This window comes from Mesorhizobium intechi, assembly GCF_002879535.1.
GTDB lineage: Bacteria > Pseudomonadota > Alphaproteobacteria > Rhizobiales > Rhizobiaceae > Mesorhizobium > Mesorhizobium intechi.
Genome location: NZ_PNOT02000335.1, coordinates 1 through 15,832, shown reverse-complemented (window position 1 = coordinate 15,832; position 15,832 = coordinate 1). Strand labels below are relative to the sequence as shown.

Annotated in this window: 12 protein-coding genes; 3 read left to right on the top strand and 9 right to left on the bottom strand. The window is 62.0% G+C overall.

Annotated features, from left to right (window positions below):
• The 5 genes from C1D09_RS28550 to tagH all read right to left on the bottom strand — a co-directional run.
• Positions 1-1,404, bottom strand: a 1,404-nt coding sequence (locus C1D09_RS28550) for a serine/threonine-protein kinase (protein WP_167514794.1), incomplete at its 3' end; no start/stop codon positions are given.
• A complete protein-coding gene (locus tag C1D09_RS28545) occupies positions 1,401-2,180 on the bottom strand; it encodes a PP2C family protein-serine/threonine phosphatase (RefSeq protein WP_143977343.1) in 780 nt (259 codons plus the stop codon). The genes C1D09_RS28550 and C1D09_RS28545, both read right to left, overlap by 4 nt.
• Before the next feature lie 135 nt (positions 2,181-2,315).
• Entirely contained in the window at positions 2,316-5,846 is a 3,531-nt protein-coding gene (gene tssM, locus C1D09_RS28540; protein ID WP_208760442.1) for a type VI secretion system membrane subunit TssM, read from the bottom strand.
• Positions 5,846-7,357 carry a type VI secretion system protein TssL, long form gene (gene tssL / locus C1D09_RS28535; protein WP_143977341.1) on the bottom strand — a complete coding sequence of 504 codons (1,512 nt, stop codon included), beginning with the start codon at positions 7,355-7,357 and terminating at the stop codon, positions 5,846-5,848. Before tssL ends, tssM begins: the two co-directional genes overlap by 1 nt.
• Before the next feature lie 255 nt (positions 7,358-7,612).
• Positions 7,613-8,671: a type VI secretion system-associated FHA domain protein TagH gene (gene tagH, locus C1D09_RS28530; protein WP_143977340.1), complete on the bottom strand. Its 1,059-nt coding sequence runs from the start codon at positions 8,669-8,671 to the stop codon at positions 7,613-7,615.
• Positions 8,672-8,919: 248 nt separating this feature from the next.
• Between tagH and C1D09_RS28525 the strand changes: the two genes are divergently transcribed.
• The 3 genes from C1D09_RS28525 to C1D09_RS28515 are packed head-to-tail and all read left to right on the top strand — an operon-like array spanning position 8,920 to position 12,045.
• Complete coding sequence (locus C1D09_RS28525) at positions 8,920-11,247, top strand: type VI secretion system Vgr family protein (RefSeq protein WP_143977339.1); 2,328 nt, start codon at positions 8,920-8,922, stop codon at positions 11,245-11,247.
• Positions 11,248-11,257: 10 nt separating this feature from the next.
• Positions 11,258-11,695 carry a DUF6484 domain-containing protein gene (locus C1D09_RS28520; RefSeq protein ID WP_143977338.1) on the top strand — a complete coding sequence of 146 codons (438 nt, stop codon included), beginning with the start codon at positions 11,258-11,260 and terminating at the stop codon, positions 11,693-11,695.
• A complete protein-coding gene (locus C1D09_RS28515; RefSeq protein ID WP_143977337.1) occupies positions 11,695-12,045 on the top strand; it encodes a hypothetical protein in 351 nt (116 codons plus the stop codon). The genes C1D09_RS28520 and C1D09_RS28515 overlap by 1 nt, the downstream gene beginning before the upstream one ends.
• A gap of 31 nt (positions 12,046-12,076) precedes the next feature.
• Here C1D09_RS28515 and C1D09_RS28510 read toward each other — a convergent pair whose 3' ends face one another.
• The 4 genes from C1D09_RS28510 to C1D09_RS28495 form a co-directional block, all read right to left on the bottom strand.
• Positions 12,077-13,051, bottom strand: coding sequence for a hypothetical protein (locus C1D09_RS28510; RefSeq protein ID WP_143977336.1), 975 nt, complete (start codon positions 13,049-13,051; stop codon positions 12,077-12,079).
• 69 nt (positions 13,052-13,120) lie between these two features.
• Positions 13,121-14,122, bottom strand: coding sequence for a DUF4150 domain-containing protein (locus C1D09_RS28505; protein WP_143977335.1), 1,002 nt, complete (start codon positions 14,120-14,122; stop codon positions 13,121-13,123).
• Entirely contained in the window at positions 14,119-15,132 is a 1,014-nt protein-coding gene (locus C1D09_RS28500) for a 3-oxoacyl-ACP synthase (RefSeq protein WP_143977334.1), read from the bottom strand. Before C1D09_RS28500 ends, C1D09_RS28505 begins: the two co-directional genes overlap by 4 nt.
• Positions 15,133-15,832: DUF2169 family type VI secretion system accessory protein (locus C1D09_RS28495; RefSeq protein WP_143977333.1), on the bottom strand; the 700-nt coding region annotated here is incomplete at its 5' end.

Below are 15,832 nucleotides of genomic sequence, written 5' to 3'. Positions count from 1 at the left end.
CGCCTGGTTCTCGGTCGGCACAGGGGTCTTCACCTGCGCATCCGGTGGGGCAGGTGGGTTCACCGCATCGATAGTGGCGGCATTGTCGGGTTTTGAAGACTCCGGCTGAGACTGCACCGGCGGCGGAGGGTTCGATGCTTCCGACTGCGGCGTTTGAGCCCCCGGCTTGGGGGCTTCGACAACGGGTTTGGGCACCGGCTTCGGTGACAGCGGTTTGAGTTTCTCTTCGGCCGGCGGAGGCGCCAGGATGCCGCTGAAGTAAAGGCCGCTGCCCAGCAGGACCGCCAGCGTCACGAGGCCGCCGGCGACAGCCGGCATCCGCGACGATTTTCGCGGCGCAGCCGGCACGGGCGTGCCGGCCGGCATGGGCGCTGGCGCAGGCCGTGGTTGTGACAGATGCGCCGGTCGCACATGTTCGACAAAGTGCTTTTCGCCCGCGGCGGTCGAAGGCTGCGGCCCGGACTCGGCCAGCGCCGTCCAGCCGGCGCGCGGCAAGCCCGAGCGGTCACGCGGACCATACGATGCCGGCGGCAATGTCACGTCGACATCCTCGCCACGCGTTGCCCTGGCGATCTCGGCCATGCTGGCCGGCCGATCGCGCGGATCCGGCTGCAGCATCGCGGCAATGAGCTCCTGGAAATCGGGATCGATGTCTGACAGGTCCGGCACGGTCCGGCGTTTCTCGATGACTTCGTATTGCGAGCCGCTCATATCAAGCGGCTTTCCGCGTAATGCCGCGGCGAGCACCAGGCCGAGGCTATAGATATCGGACTGCTCGCTGACCTCACCGCCATAGAGACCGAGCTGTTCGGGCGAGACGTAATTATACTTGCCAGCGAACTTCCCGCCGATCAGCGTTTCACCGCCTACGGCGGCCGACCGGGCGATGCCGAAATCGATGATCTTGGCGCTTTCCACCCGCCCGCCCGGCAGGATGATGTTGTCCGGCGAGAGGTCGCGGTGAACCGCGCCCGCCTGGTGCACCGCGGCGAGCCCCGACGACAGGCGATGGCAAAGCCGCCGGACTTCCTCCCCCCGCATTGGTCCGCGACGCATCACGTCGAACAGTGATTGGCCGTCCACGAACTCCATCGCCAGATAGGGGCGGCCGATCCTCGGATCGATGGTGAAGACGTGATAGCGCACCACCGCGTCATGCGACAGGTGGTTGAGGATCGACGCTTCCTTGCGGAACAGCGACAGGATCGTCTGATCGCGGGCGAATTCGGGCAGTACGATCTTGATCGCCACATGGTCGCCCGTTTGGATGTTGTGGCCGCGATAGACCTCTCCCATGCCGCCGGAGGCGATCCTCTCGTCGAGTTCGTAAATGCCGCTGAGCTGCGTGCCGACGCCGGCATAGATGTCGTTCGTCGATATCCGGGTCTTGTCGTCGTCGCTCATCTCGCCAGGCTCTCCGCTCCGGACCGATCCGAATGGAGCGCGCCGTTGCGCCCGCCGCCGATCTTCACGAGTACGATGGTCACATTGTCGGTTCCGCCGCGCGCCAGCACGGTGTCCAGCAGGCTTCGGCAGGCCGCCTGCGGCGTTGCGGATATCACGGCGGCTTCGATCTCGGCGTCGCTGACATGCGCCGTCAGTCCGTCGGTGCTCAGGACGAAAACATCGCCCGGCATCAGCTCGCCCTGCTGGAAATCGATCTCGAGCTCATCGCTGACGCCGACGGCATGGGTGATGACATGTCTGCGCGGCCAGGTAAGCGCTTCCTCCGCGCTGATCATGCCGCGGTCCAGCAGCTCCTGCACCTCGGTGTGATCCTTCGAGACCTGAAAGATCACACTGTTGCGGACCAGATAGACGCGGCTGTCACCGGCCCACAGGCAAGCGAAGCGTCCGTCCATTGCAAGCAAGGCCGCGAAGGTGGAGCCGATGGTGATGCCGCGGGATCGCGAGATGTCGCGGATCTCTGAATTGGCGCGGCTCAGCCGGTCTTCGAAGCGCGCGCGAAGGTCCGGCGCAGAGCTCGCAATGCCGATCGTCGCCAGATGATCGACGATGCTGGCCGACGCCACCTCGCCGGCCTCGTGCCCGCCCATGCCATCAGCCACCACCCAGAGGCCGGTCTGCGGCTCTATCAGGTAGTTGTCTTCATTGTGGTCGCGCACGCAGCCCTTATGGCTCACGCCAAAGCTTTCGACGGGAAGGGCGACAGAGCTCAATTTGCCACCAAGCGCTTCGCGAGCGTCCTCTGTGACCAAGGATGGGCAGGGTGCCCAGGCCACTTTGCCACAAGCGCATACGTTAGAGTACCGAAATGAGGGGGGCGGCCGGCGGCGCGCTGGAGCACAGCCATGTCAGAACGCCTTTGGACAGCTGAAGCCGGACAGGGCCGGCAGCAGGAATGGATTGGCCCCCGGTCCGGTCTGCATCGTGTAAGCAACGTCTCGTCCGCCGATCACGAAACGGGCTTCGGTGTTGGCGCCATTGGCGGTGATGGCCGCCTTGTCCAGCAGACGCTTCAAGGCCCACGGTCCGTCGAATTTGAGAGCGGAGTCGCGCCCTGGCATTTCCGGCATCAGTCTGAGGCTGGCGGAACCAGAGGCAGTGCTGGCTGGCCAGGCCACGGTGCTTGGCGCACTCCCTGCCTGACTGCTCTGGACGGTCTGCCCGTCAATGTCGAGAACCGCGTTGTCGGCGTCGCTGTTCAGCGAAAAAGGCGTGATGGTGATCGAAACCGACGGCACCGAGCCGCCGGAAGGGAAGAAGGCGCTGCGGATTTCCGCGGCCGACTGAAATGACTTCAAGGTCGACTTCGCCAGGTCGCGGCTGGAGCGGACATCCTGTCTCCAGGTCCATTCCTGGCCGGTCATGTCGATCAGCGGCGCAAGGTTCTGCGCGAAGAAGCGGTCCATCAGACCGCCCGGCGCGAAGAGCTTGGCGAAATCCGCTATCGATATCTCTTCGGTGCCGTCACTGGCGAAGGGATAGCGACCGTTGACCGCCTCCTCGCAGGCTCGCGTGACGGTCTGGTCAAGGTTCTGGTTGAGGTTGGCCACCGAGGCTTCGGCGACATTGCCTTCAAACTCGTCCGCTGCCGCGTTGACCATGCGTGCAAGCGGCTTCGGAAGGCGCGAGGCATTGGCGCGCAGCGTGGAGATCTGCAGCTGCAGGTTGGCATTGACGCGTTCGGTCTGCGAAGGGACATCGGCCGAAAGCTTGAGGCTTTGAAAGATGTCGCGGAAATTCCGCGTCAATGCATCCAGCGGCCGCCGTCCACTGGCGCCGCTGACCAGGGCCTGGAACGGCCGAAACTGTGCCTCGACGCTCGCGCCGGCATTCTGCGCGACGGCCGAGCCCAATCCGGCTCGGCTCTGCGACTTGCCGCCGGCGATCTGCAGACCGATGCGTGCCAGACCTTTGGCCATGCTGGCGGGGTCTTCTTGGGCCGCGCTGCTCTCGCCCTCGACCGTGGTGTCCTGCCTCGTCAATGCGGTCTCATCCGCGATCGCGGTAAACAGCTGATCGAGAGGCGAGTCCGGCGCGGCGAGGGCGGAAAGCGCCAGATATTGCGGCTTGTCCTTGAGCAACGCCTTGAACTTGAGCTGGTCGAGAACGCGGTTCCACGCGGAGGAGAATTCCTTGCCGTAGCGGTCGATCAGTTCGGGACCAAGCTTCGGCAGGTCCTGTTCGACGCCGCCCTGTTCGCCGCCTCCGCCGAGAACCCACCGGTCGTTGACGAGCATCTGCGCGATGCGCGAGAGCTCCGGCAGGAAGAAGCGGTTGAAGCCGGCGCGCGTGTAAAGTCCAGGAACGTTGAGATCGGTGAGGTCGCTGCCATCCATGCGTTCGAACAGCAGCCGCGCCTCAGGGCCGGCTTTCGCGGCGACGGAGAGGTCCTCCAGCCTCGCGGCGTAGACCGCCGACTTGATCAGCGCCGAAGCGCGGTCGGCAAGGCTCATGCGCCCAAGCGAGCGTTGCGCGGCCTCGATCAGTGGTTGGTTGAGCTCAAAGACGGGATCGTAGGCGTCGTCGAGGGCGAGCATCGCGCGCAGATGCTTTTCGAGCTGCGCGCGGCCCTCGCGGTTGTTCTCGCCGGGATAGCGGTTCTCTTCCCAGTCCTGCCTCATCCAGGAGACAATCAACTCGTCATCGACCTTCGGAGCCTTGCCGCCCAGCATCAGGTAGATCTTCAGCGGTTCGTAAAGCGCGATCGGATCGGCCATCCTGGCCTGGATGGTTCGCTCGGCCTGCACCAGCAGCCGGGAGCGGAATGTCCGCTCCAGCGCTTGCCGGTAGGCGGTCCTGGAGGCCGACAGCAGCCTCTCGCGCTGGCTGAGCCCGAACGTCTCCTCGATCGGCCTTGCCTGGTCGCCGTTCTCGAAGCCGGCCGGCAGGTTGCGCAGCTGGTCGAGCGGGCCGATGACGTTTTCCAGGTCGACGTCGGTCACCGTCGTGCTCTTGAGCAGCGAATCGGCGCTGTCGCGATACTGTGCCATCGCCTGCCTGGTAGAGGCGATCAGCGACTTGTTGGCGAAGAAGCTGAGGCCCAGCACGCCGAGAGCCGCCAAGGCCGCCAGCGCGATGGCGGCGAGGCCGCCAAATCTCGCGAGCCTGGCGCGCCGTTCGGCCGCTCGGTCGAAGGATACCCAGCCCGATTCCGGGAAGATCACATTGGTCAGCAGATCGTGCAGGAAGAAGCTCTTGCCGGTGCCGGAGAAATGCGCTCGCGAGGTGTTGCCGAAGCTGCGGCCGATTGTGCCCAGCACCTGGTCGAACGGAGTTCCTTCCTGGGTGCCAGAGGAGAAATAGAGGCCCCGCAGGCCGACATTGACATGCGATCGAGAGGCATCGAACAAGCTGCCGATAAAATGCGCTATCCGGTTCCCGAGGGCACCGAACTGTGCCGGGAAGCCGAAGATGGCGATGCGCGCCACCGGGTCGGCCTCTTCCTGCAGGCGATCGACAACTTCCTCCGCCAAACGCTTCGCCAGCCCGTCGAATTCGGCCGGCGCCGCGCCGGCCATGTTCCTTGTGCGATCGGCGGTCTGGAACGTCGCGCCCCACACCTTGCGCCTGCGCGCTTCGTCGAACTGGCCGAAATAATCCATGAAGCCGGAGACGAGGTCGGCCTTGGTGAAAAGCAGATAGACCGGAAACTGGATCTTCAGCGCCTCGTGCAATTCGCGCAGGCGGCTTCTTATCTCGGTCACATGCGCCTCGATCTGCTGGTCGTCGAGGCCAATGAGATCGGCGAGGCTGATGGCCAGGATGACGCCGTTGATCGGTTGCCTTACGCGGTTTTTCTTGAGCAATCCGAGGAAAGCAAGCCAGCTTGCCTTGTCGCGCTCGCGGTCCGATTCCTGCGTCGTGTAGCGGCCGGCCGTGTCGATCAGCACCGCCTCGTCGGTAAACCACCAGTCGCATGATCGCGTGCCGCCGACGCCGGCCACCGGCTGTGCATTGCCGGAGCCCGCAAGCGGGAATTTCAGCCCGGAATTGACCAGAGCCGTCGTCTTGCCGGCGCCTGGCGGGCCGATAATGATGTACCAGGGAATGTCGTAGAGGAAGTTGCGCTTGCCGCTCGTCCGCTTCAGCGTCGCGATGGCCTCGCTCATCCGCGCTTCGAGCACCTGTGCATCGTCGTTGTGCTCGTCGCTGCGTACGATGGCCGTTTCGAGCGCCTTCTGCGCCTTGCGCCTTTGCCAGAAGCCGATGCCGTAGAACAACGCCAGCACGGCCACCGTCACCGCGATGATGAGCACCCTGAGCCACACGGATCCGAGCGGGCGGGTATCGGCGAAGCGGATCAGCGGTCCGGCATACCAGACCGCGGCCGAGAAGCCGGCCAAGGCAAGCACGCTGAATATCCGCAGCATCCAGCGCATCAGTCTCCGTTCTCCGCCGCGCCGGCCTGCAGGGTCTCCTGTTTCGGGATCATCACGTCGACGCGGCGGTTCTTGGCGCGGCCTTCCGCTGTCGCGTTGTCGGCGACGGGTTCGTCTTCGCCCTTGCCGTCCACGCTCAGGCGCGATGGATCCTTCAATTGCCTGGCGATCATCGCCTGCACGGCTTTCGCGCGGGCGACGGAGAGATCGAAATTCGATTTGAACGCGCTCGACTTCTTCGGCTTCACATTGTCGGTGTGGCCGACAATGTTGATCGGTCCCGGTTCGGCTTCGAGCGCCGTGGCGATATCGGCGGCGATCGGCTGGAACTGCGCGTTCAACTCAGCCTGGCCGGATGCGAACAGAAGCTGGTTGCTGATCTCGACAACAATGAAGTCACCCTTCGTGCCGACGTTCAGTCCCCCGGCGGCGATCTCCTGGGCGAGCGCCGCGCGGATGCGGTCGATCTGGGTGGTTTGCGGGGGAGCGGGTGGCTGCGGTTTGGCTTGCACCGGTTGGGGTGCCGCCACGCTGGCGCGTTCAATGGTAACCGGGGTGGAAGGATTGAGCGCCAGCAACGCGCCGGCGGTTGCATCGCCTTCATCGGTGATCAGGATCCGTAGCCCGAAAAAGGCCGCCGTCACCAGGCTCGCCGCGGCGGCTGCGATCGCCCACAGGGGCAGCCGCCCTCGTGGCTTGGCGATTGCCGCCGCCATGCCTTGCCACCGGGGCGAAATGTCCTCGGCGGCGCGCGGCCTGAAATAACGCAGCGTGTCGTAGACGTCGCGCCGAACGCGCTCGAGTGTGTTCCGTTCGCCGGACAATCCCCGATATTGGCCCTCGAACCCCAGCGACAGACAGGCATGCATCAATTCGAGCAGGTCGTAATGTGCTTCAGGCCTGGCGAGGATGTTGTTCAGCGCTTCGTAGAAGCCGGTTCCCGTCGGTCGTGTGTGGAAGAACTGCGCCACCAGACTGTGCTGTAGCCAGGTTTCCTTGTTCGGCCAGGGCAGGTTGCCGACGAGATCGTCGGCGGTTTCGCAAAGCGCAAATTTCGCGATCCGTGCGTCTTCTTCCCCAATGCCGGCTTTGGCGATGGTGTGGTCGAAGGTCTCGATGGCGTCCGCGATATGCTCCGCCAAGGCTGCGGCTTGCCGTTCAACCGGTATCAGCCGTAGCTGACCGAACAGCATGAGCAAGGGGGCCGCGGCGGCAAGGATGGGATTTGTCGCGGCATACTTCACGCCGGCGGTGGCGTGGAGCAAGGCGTCCTGCTGCAACGCCGGTGCCGCCGCGGGCTCAGCCCCGTGGCCGCCATCCTGAAAGACCACGGTTCCCGACGACCAGCCGGGAGGCATTTGTCGACCGAGGCCGGGGTCGAACACCGTCGATTCCCTGGCGGGTGATGGCGCACCGGAAGCATCGGGAGCCACGCGTGGCTTTTGCCTTGGCCTTGGCGCGCGGATGACGGTTTTGCCCGCCGGCTCGGAGGGATCGTCCTTCGAACTCATCGGCACGCCACCGTCGAGGCGCGCGCACCAGGCTGGGTATCAACAGCGAGCCGGATGGAAAGATTGATCTTGCCGAAACATGACATTCCTGCACACGCCCCAAGCCACGCCGCTTTGCCAGCCAGGCAAGCACCCATGCGCCATCCTAGTAGCACCGCAAGCCGATTGAAATCGGAAAGCAGGATGATCAAGCAAGCGGCTTCTTCCACGAGCCCCCTCACACAGCCCGTTACCGACGACATTTGCCGAGCGTTGCTATTTCTGCTTGCCAGCCTTGGCGTAGGCTTCGGCGAAATAGGCAAGGAAGACATCCAGCATGCCGTTTTCGTGCTTGTCCTCCATCGTCCGCCACGTTGCGACGAGCGCGTCCCAGGCCTGGCTTTTCCTGGACGAAAAGGACGCAGGCGGGAGTCGTTTGGCGATCGCCTCCGGCGACAGGTCGTCGAGCAGTCGCGAGAGCGCGGCCTGCATGGCGGCGTAGGTTGCGATTTCGTGGGTCTTCAGGTCGCGGAACGCATCATCGATGCTGTGCCTGGCATCGAGATAGCCGGCCCGTCGCTTGGCAAACATGATCTCGAGTATGTCGTCGGTGCCTGGCACGAATTTCAGCGGGTTGTTGTCCTCGGCGCCGATCATGGTGCGGTGCGCGCTTTTGGCGAGCACCTTGGCCGCCGCCCGCGCCTTGAGCAGCAGGGACAGTTGCTCGACCGTGGTTCTCAGCACCGCACCGATCTCGGCAGCGACGTCATGCGGGTCGCGCGACTGCAACAGATCCGGCGACAAGCCGGCCGCCCTGGCGATATCGCGCAGTATCCCGTCCGCTTCCGCCGACTGGCTGGCCGGGACAGCGGAGGGGGACCGCGGCGCCGGTGACGTCGGCACCGGCGCTGCTGGATTGTGGAATGGCGCGCCGCCAAGTTCCAGCGGCAGTCCCGTCGAGGGCGGCAACTCGCGTTGCGTCGAGCCGGTCCTGGCCTGCGGATGACCTGTGGCGATGCGCTCCTCGTCGACCGAAACGGCGACGACATAACGGCCGATCAGCAGCCGGTCGCCTTGGGTCAGCCGATGCGGCGCATTCATGCGCTGGCTGGAGCCGTTGACGAAAGTGCCGTTGCGCGAGACGTCATGAAGCCAGAACGAGCCCGCCTGATAGCGGACCTCGCAATGCCGGCCCGAGATGACCTTGTCAGGGTCGGAAAGTGTCCAGTCGCAATTTTCACGCCCGATTTCGAAGCTGCGATCGCGGGCGGCATAGCTCGTCGCTATGCCTGGCGGCAGCCTGTCAACATTGCTGATCTGGAGCGAAATGAACATTCGACGCCACTGGCAAACCTGAAATCGTAGGCATTCTAGCATCTTGCCGGCGCAGTGGGAGAGGCGCGCTTCATATGAATGCACGCCACGGTTTAGCCATTGCTTCTGTTTGGCCTCCATCAAACATATGCTAGGCTTGCAGCGGTCCGATGCGGTGAATTCGAAAACCTCCCGAGCGTGACGCAGTTCACGGAGCGGGGGGCTTCAATCCATCACGCTGGCGGCCGCGTCGAGGAGGGGCACGCCCCATGCCGAACGAACGTGCCACGGTTGTACACACGCCGGTTGGCGCCGATGTGCTGACCTTCACCCATCTCGTCGGTCGTGACGAGATCAGCCGAAGTTTTGCCTATACCGTCGGGTTCGTCAGCAAGAGCCGAGACGTCGATCCGCTGAAGATGCTGGGCGGCGTCGTTTCGGTCGAAGGTGAATCCGATCCAAAGCGTTGGTTCAGCGGCCTGGTGTCGGATTTCAAGCTTACGCGCATAGAGGACCGGCTGGCCTATTACGAGGCCACCGTCAGGCCGTGGCTCTGGTTCCTCGGAAATACCACCGATTGCCGCATTTTCCAGAACATGACCGCTGTGGAGATCGTCGAGAAGATATTTTCGAAATACGGCATCGCAAAATTCGAGAAGCGCCTGCAGGGCTCGTATCCATCACGCGAATACTGTGTCCAGTATGACGAGAGTGATCTCGATTTCGTGCAGCGGTTGTTCGAGCACGAAGGAATCTTCTATTTCTTCGAGCATGATGAGGACAAGCACACGCTCGTGCTGTGCGATGCGATGAGCAAGCTGAAGCCGGCTCCAGGCTACGAGAAGGTGCCTTATAATTTCGAGGGCTATGGCTCGCGACGCGACGTCGAATACATCACCGAATGGATCCCGGGCAGTGCGGTGCGGCCAGGCGCCTACGCCCATACGGACTATGATTTCGAGAAGCCCGGCGCCGATCTGATGGCGAAGTCCGCCCAGCCCTTCAGCCACAAGGAGGCTTCGGGCGAAAACTACCGCCAGCCCGGGGCGCATCTCGATGTCGGGCGCGGCGACACGATCGCGGGGATCCGCCGCGAGGAACTTCAGGCAGTGCATCATCGCAACACCGCCGTCGGTACGGTGCGTGGCCTTTTTTCCGGCTGCAAGTTCACGCTCGAAAGCTTTCCGCGCGACGACCAGAATACGGAATATCTGGTTGTAAGCGCTGAATACCGCCTGTTCGATCCCGGCTACCGGACCCAGAACGAAGCCCATATCGAGAATTTCAAGGTGGTGCTGGGCGTAGCGCCCACGAAATTGCCCTATCGGCCACCGCGCATCACGCCAAGACCGATCATGCGCGGCCCGCAGACGGCAACGGTGGTCGGCCCTTCGGGCGAGGAGATATTCACCGACAAATACGCGCGGGTGAAGGTGCAATTCCACTGGGACCGCCTCGGCAAGAAGGACCAGAACTCGTCCTGCTTCGTACGCGTGTCCCAGACCTGGGCCGGCAGCGGCTGGGGCTTCATCCAGATTCCGCGCATCGGCCAGGAGGTCATCGTCGATTTCATCGAGGGCGACCCGGACCTGCCGATCATCACCGGCCGCGTCTACAATGCCTCCGAGATGCCGCCTTACGCGCTGCCCGGCAATGCCACGCAATCGGGCTGGAAGTCCAACTCATCGAAAGGCGGCGGCGGTTACAACGAGCTGATGTTCGAGGACAAGGCCGGTTCCGAACTGGTCAATTTCCAGGCGCAGAAGGACCACCACCTGCTGATCAAGCACGATCGCAACAAGACGGTACAGCACGACCAGTCCGACCGCATCGACCATGACGCCAAGCACTCCGTCGGCCATAACCTCGACGAGGACGTCGGCAACAACAAGACCGTCAAGGTCGGCGTCGACCAGACGACGAACATCGGGTCGAACGATACCGAGACGGTGGGCGCGAACCGGTCGCTTACGGTAATGGCGAACGAGACGATCCACGTCGTCGCCAATTCGACGGAAAACATCGACGCCAGCCATTCGCAGACCGTCGGACTGGTTCAGACGGTGACTGTGGGCGCAGCGCGCATGGATACGGTAGGGGCAGCCGAGACCAGAACCGTAGGCGGCGTTCAGACCAATACGATTGGCGCCGCCCGCTCGGTCACGGTCGGGATCAGCCAGAGCCACGATATTGGCGCGTCGGACAGTTGGAACGTCGGAACAAGCCAAGCCATACAGATCGGGTCTGACCAGGGCGTCAAGATCGGCGGGGCCCAGAATACGCAAATCAGCAAAACGCATATCATCAAGGTCGGCGAGGATGCCTCAACTCAAATCAATGGGGCGCACGAGCTCAAGATCGGGAAAAAGAGCCTTATCCAGGTCGGCGAGGACTCGGGCATCGTGGTCGGAAAGAACCTGACCATCGAGGCCAAGGAGTCCGTGACGATCAAAACAGGAAGTGCCGAAATCATCATGAAAAAGGATGGGACGATCACGATCAAGGGCAAAGACATCACCATCAAGGGTTCAGGAAAGATAGACGTCAATGCTTCGAGCGACATCATCATGAAAGGCTCGGAGATAAAGCAGAACTGAGGACGCATCGATGAACGATATTGACGGACGGATTGACGGAGTGGTCATTGGTTTGCTGCTTGGGTTCGACCAAGGTACGCCACTCGTGGTGTTTCCCGGAAATCGGGAGGAGGTCGCCTTGCAGGCGCGAAGCCTGACCGAACTTTCGTCTGACATGATCGGGTCGGAAGTCGCACTGCTGTTCGAAAATGCCAATCCGCTGAAACCGCTGATCGTGGGACGTATTGTCGATCCCGCAAAACGACAGACAAACAGCCGTGACAACAGTCATGTCGTGCGCGACGGTGAAACGGTGAAAATCAGCTCGAGCGAGCGGCTTGAGCTAAGGTGCGGCAAGTCGGTCATCATTATGGAAAAGGATGGCCATCTCACCATACGAGGCACCAACCTGGTTAGCCACGCCAGCGCCTCCAATCGTATCCGTGGCGGCTCCGTGAATCTGAACTGATGCCAAAGGCGCCTATACTCGAACACATCGTACGTCAGCACGCGGAAATGGCGGCCTTCCTCTGGACGGTCTACGACCGCCATCTGCTGCATCCCGGCAAAAACCCCGAGATGGACGAGGAGCAAGTGGAGCGGCTCGTGGAGCGGCTGGAAGCACATCTGCTTGGGCTGCGTATTGCGGGTCTAGAAGGCAAGCGTATCGCAAAGGAGCGTTTCGACGAATTTCCGGAAGGTGGGGAGCTTTTTGTAGTCCGGATGCTGGAAGCGACAAGTCCTCTCCCTCTCAAGCAGTTGAACCTCGACCAGGTGCGCAAATACTTGGCCGCCAAGTTGCCGGTGGCCGATATCTGACGAATTTTTTGTACGATCTTCCCCCTGCCATTTACGACAAAGTGTAAGTAACTTCGCTCCAATCGTCTTTATCCAGCTTGTAGATCTGATGCGGGGCGAACGCTGCCAGGAATCCGTCATAGCTCGAAACGTTTATGAAACTTTCGTCCACGGTAGGCAGCGACGGTTCGAACGGCTCCATCTCGCCGGTCCACCGGAAAAGTGTGCCGTCGAAGTACACAAGCATCCCTTGTTCCGATCGTTTTATATCCCAGAACGACTTCTTCTTGCCGAAGGCGAATACGTCGTTGAATTCCTGGAAGTCGGGTGTCGAGACAATGCGTCCATTTGTTGTGAATATCTCGATGGATCTGGCTGCCTCCAGCATCTCGACGACAGTTCCGGGATGATCAAAATCCACTTGGCTCCATGAACCGTCGTATGCCCCAACCACAGCTTTGTCCGGTACCTTCGCCGCCAAGATGGCACGCGCGAGACGCCGGCCATCGCCGGCTTGGCTCGCGGCATCGATTTCCGCGGTGCTCCTAAATCGCTTCGTCTCCGTTCCGCCAAAATAGAGTCGGCCTTTGTGTGCAACGGCGCAGAAATAGACCAGGTTTGTTGACCCGTCATCGCTGCCTCTCGGGCCCGCGAGAAATCTCCAGCCCTCCGACAGCGTCCGCATGTAGACTTGCCCCCCATAGCCGAGTGCCAACAGTCGATTGCCGATCTGCAGTATTTTTGTCATGCGGCCGAACTTCATCGCATCCTCGGAGGCGAATCCCGCTCCGGGTATCTGCTCACGTTGACTGACGGCCTCGAAAAAATACACTACCTCCCCCTCTCCAGTCAGTCCAACGGCTTGGGCTTCGAAGGGCGGCCGCAAGGCAGTGAAAGAGATCAAGTCCGCGACGTCCTCTCGAGGCCGAAGCACAACCGAACCATCGGCTACGCGACCGGAGGCCACGAGCCGGTCATCGTCTTCTCCCGCCGTCGCTTTGAACAGGATGTAGAGGGTCCTGTCCACGCTCGCGACACCTCCTGTTATCTCTGGTTTTCGCCTCATTGGTCGCTCAATACTCCCATGGCATCGATCTCATGCTGTTGGCAGATGCTGCCTGTTCAGCACGCCCTTGGCGGCAGGACTCATATTGCTCGAACTCTTCTCCGCACGAGCATACTTGTCCTTGATTGGCTCTGTTTGCTCGGTCACCTTTTCACATGCGACTTCGAAGCAGTCTGCGGACACAGGATCATCGACCAGTTCAGCAAGAGCAGCCAAACATTGGTCTCTTATTTTATCTACCTTCTCGACGCCTCGCGGATTGGCTCTTGTTGCGACTTGCTCACCGAGTTCGGTCAAAGCATTGTCCAGGTGATGGTGCACCGTGACGTCCTCGCCTGTCGGCGGCCGAGCCGCCGAGTGGTTCACGCGAGGGATGCAGATGCAAATGCCCTGGTCCCTGCTGGGGAACGGCGGGTTCGCCATTCGATCTTCGCTATTGACGCGAAAACAGCGGTCCGGAACGATATGGTGAGCTTGGTGAGCTACACCTTGCGTACCCGGCTTGGCCAACGGGTCAGTAGGGTCCTTTTTAGCGTTACACTTTTCGTGAATGTCCTCGAAGCTGCCGACCATGCAGTCTTCATCGCCAGGAATTCCGAATGCCGGCTTTCCGACGATCACCATTGGCGGGGTATCGCCGGGATCGGTCCCGTGATTGCTGGTCGCCATGTCGCCAAGTCGAACGACACCCTTGCTCTCGACCTTGACGTCCGACGACCAGCCGTGTGCGTAGACCTTGCCAGTATTTTTTGAGGTGATTATTCCCTTTTTTGCCGCCGCCCCAGCCTCATCGCCGCTGCATTTGCTATAGTAGCTGCTATTTTCCTGGCTGATCGGCTTGTTGCCGATCTTCACGGTTCCGCTACCCGACGCCAGATCGGAGTCGACCCCGAAATCAGGGTACGGGACGGGCACGCCCGGCGGGGTTGCCGGATTCTCGGGCGGGGTGAAACACGTGTCGGGGAAATCCGCAATGACCTTGCACCCGTGCGCCTCTGCCGAAATCTCTCGCCCGTTCGCGTAGACAGTCATCGTGCCTCCACCACGGCAGCGCCGCACGCGCCGTCATCGCCCGAGGCCTCGATCAGGATCGGCCCCGATGGCGCGTAGCCACGTTGGATCGCCGACAGCGCCCACCCCAGCATCAACGGGACAGCGGCCGCTCCGACATTCCCCAAGCTCGCGCCCAGCGCCCATATTGGCCGCACCTCCGAGTGCTCGCGTTGTGTGCGCAGCATGGCGATGGCACATTGCTGGAACCAGTATGTCTCGCCGACGAAATCTCCCATCTTGAGAGTAATATCTGAATGGAGGCGCCCTGACCCGGCAAAGGCTTCCTTGTAAGCCGTTGTCATCGCTTCCCCTCGGAAGGGAATATCCTTGTCGTTGTAAATATGAGCTTCCTCGCGTGCCAGCCCGAGCCCTGTCAGGTGCATGGTGCCGCCTGTGCGCGCGCACAGAATCGCAGCAGCGGCCTCCCCCGGAATGAAGCCGTTCGAGTTCTTTGGTGTGAGCAACCGCTCACGGGCCAGATAATGGTTGATGGTTTGGGATGTCAGATAGCTGTCCACGCCAACAATTATCACAAAAGGCGCGGTATTGGAGGCGAGCAGGCGGCTGGCCGCCTCTAACGCAACGTGCCCGGACGGGCGGCCATGCGCGACGATGCGCGCTGCAATGGGACCGACGATTTCCGTGATCTGCTCGATCTGGGTAAGCAGGTGCCGGCTGTCAGGCGCCGGACGCCCGGGACGGTCCTCCTCGGCCAGGCAAAGAACGAGGGCCGTCCTGCCCCGGGCCTCGGGCATCGCTTCAAACGCTTCGACAATTGCCGCGGCGGCCATATGGGCAAGGCGTTTTGCGCCCATCCAGTTGCGCGGAAGCGGGACGGGCGCACCGATCAGCCACTCCCCGGCGGCACCAAGGAAACGCGTCTCCTGGAAACCGTCGAGACGGGCGCGCATCGCTGCGCAACTTGATGGGGCGTCGAGGCCGACTGCCGTCACCATGCCCGCCGAGACGATGTCGAGGTCAGCGTTCATTCATGCGGCCTCGTGTTCTTCATCGCGAAGCGGAGTGTTGAACTTGCGGATGTAACGTTTCCGCTTGGCATAGGCGCGTTGCATGCCGGGTGTTGGCGGCCCGATCCAGCATTCCGAGAAATCGAGGATGGTGCGCTGGAGGCGCTGCTGCACCCGCCAGACCAGCGAAAACCGCCGCCTCTCAAGGTCGAACAACACCGTATCCGGCAGAAGCTCGCCCACGAACGCCTTTTCGCGACCTTTGAAGAGCGTCAGCGGCAACGCTGTTGCTGGCATGCGGAAGCTTTCCTTGCCTGCAGGCGTCAAATTTATCAGCACCACGTCCTCGCCGCCTCGCGGATGGTCGATCTGCTGGTCCGGTGGCGCCATCTGGAAATAGCGTTCGTCGAAATCCGGCGGCAGGAACGGAAAGATATTGTCGATCCAGTTCTGGTCGTAGGTGCCGCCATATTCGATGCGTCCCGGCCAGCCGCGCCCCATCGGCCCAAAGCTCATCGGCTTGTAGTCGCCGAAGGGCGAGCGGATTTCTTCGTTGACCGCTTGGGTGTTCGGCAGCCGGAGGCCCGGAATGAGACGCTGGTTCTTGGTGCGCGACCATCCGGTTCCGACCGGGTTATATTTATAGCTGGCCGGAAGCTTGTCCTCCGGATCCAGCCTGTCGACGCCACCCCAGGCAACGTCATAGGAGATCGGCAACTTC

Excerpts from the sequence above, each read along its gene's own strand:
- tssM (WP_208760442.1), bottom strand. The coding sequence starts at position 5,846 with ATGCGCTGGATGCTGCGGATATTCAGCGTGCTTGCCTTGGCCGGCTTC.
- tssL (WP_143977341.1), bottom strand. The coding sequence starts at position 7,357 with ATGAGTTCGAAGGACGATCCCTCCGAGCCGGCGGGCAAAACCGTCATC.
- tagH (WP_143977340.1), bottom strand. The coding sequence starts at position 8,671 with ATGTTCATTTCGCTCCAGATCAGCAATGTTGACAGGCTGCCGCCAGGC.
- C1D09_RS28525 (WP_143977339.1), top strand. The coding sequence starts at position 8,920 with ATGCCGAACGAACGTGCCACGGTTGTACACACGCCGGTTGGCGCCGAT.
- C1D09_RS28520 (WP_143977338.1), top strand. The coding sequence starts at position 11,258 with ATGAACGATATTGACGGACGGATTGACGGAGTGGTCATTGGTTTGCTG.
- C1D09_RS28515 (WP_143977337.1), top strand. The coding sequence starts at position 11,695 with ATGCCAAAGGCGCCTATACTCGAACACATCGTACGTCAGCACGCGGAA.
- C1D09_RS28505 (WP_143977335.1), bottom strand. The coding sequence starts at position 14,122 with ATGACTGTCTACGCGAACGGGCGAGAGATTTCGGCAGAGGCGCACGGG.
- C1D09_RS28500 (WP_143977334.1), bottom strand. The coding sequence starts at position 15,132 with ATGAACGCTGACCTCGACATCGTCTCGGCGGGCATGGTGACGGCAGTC.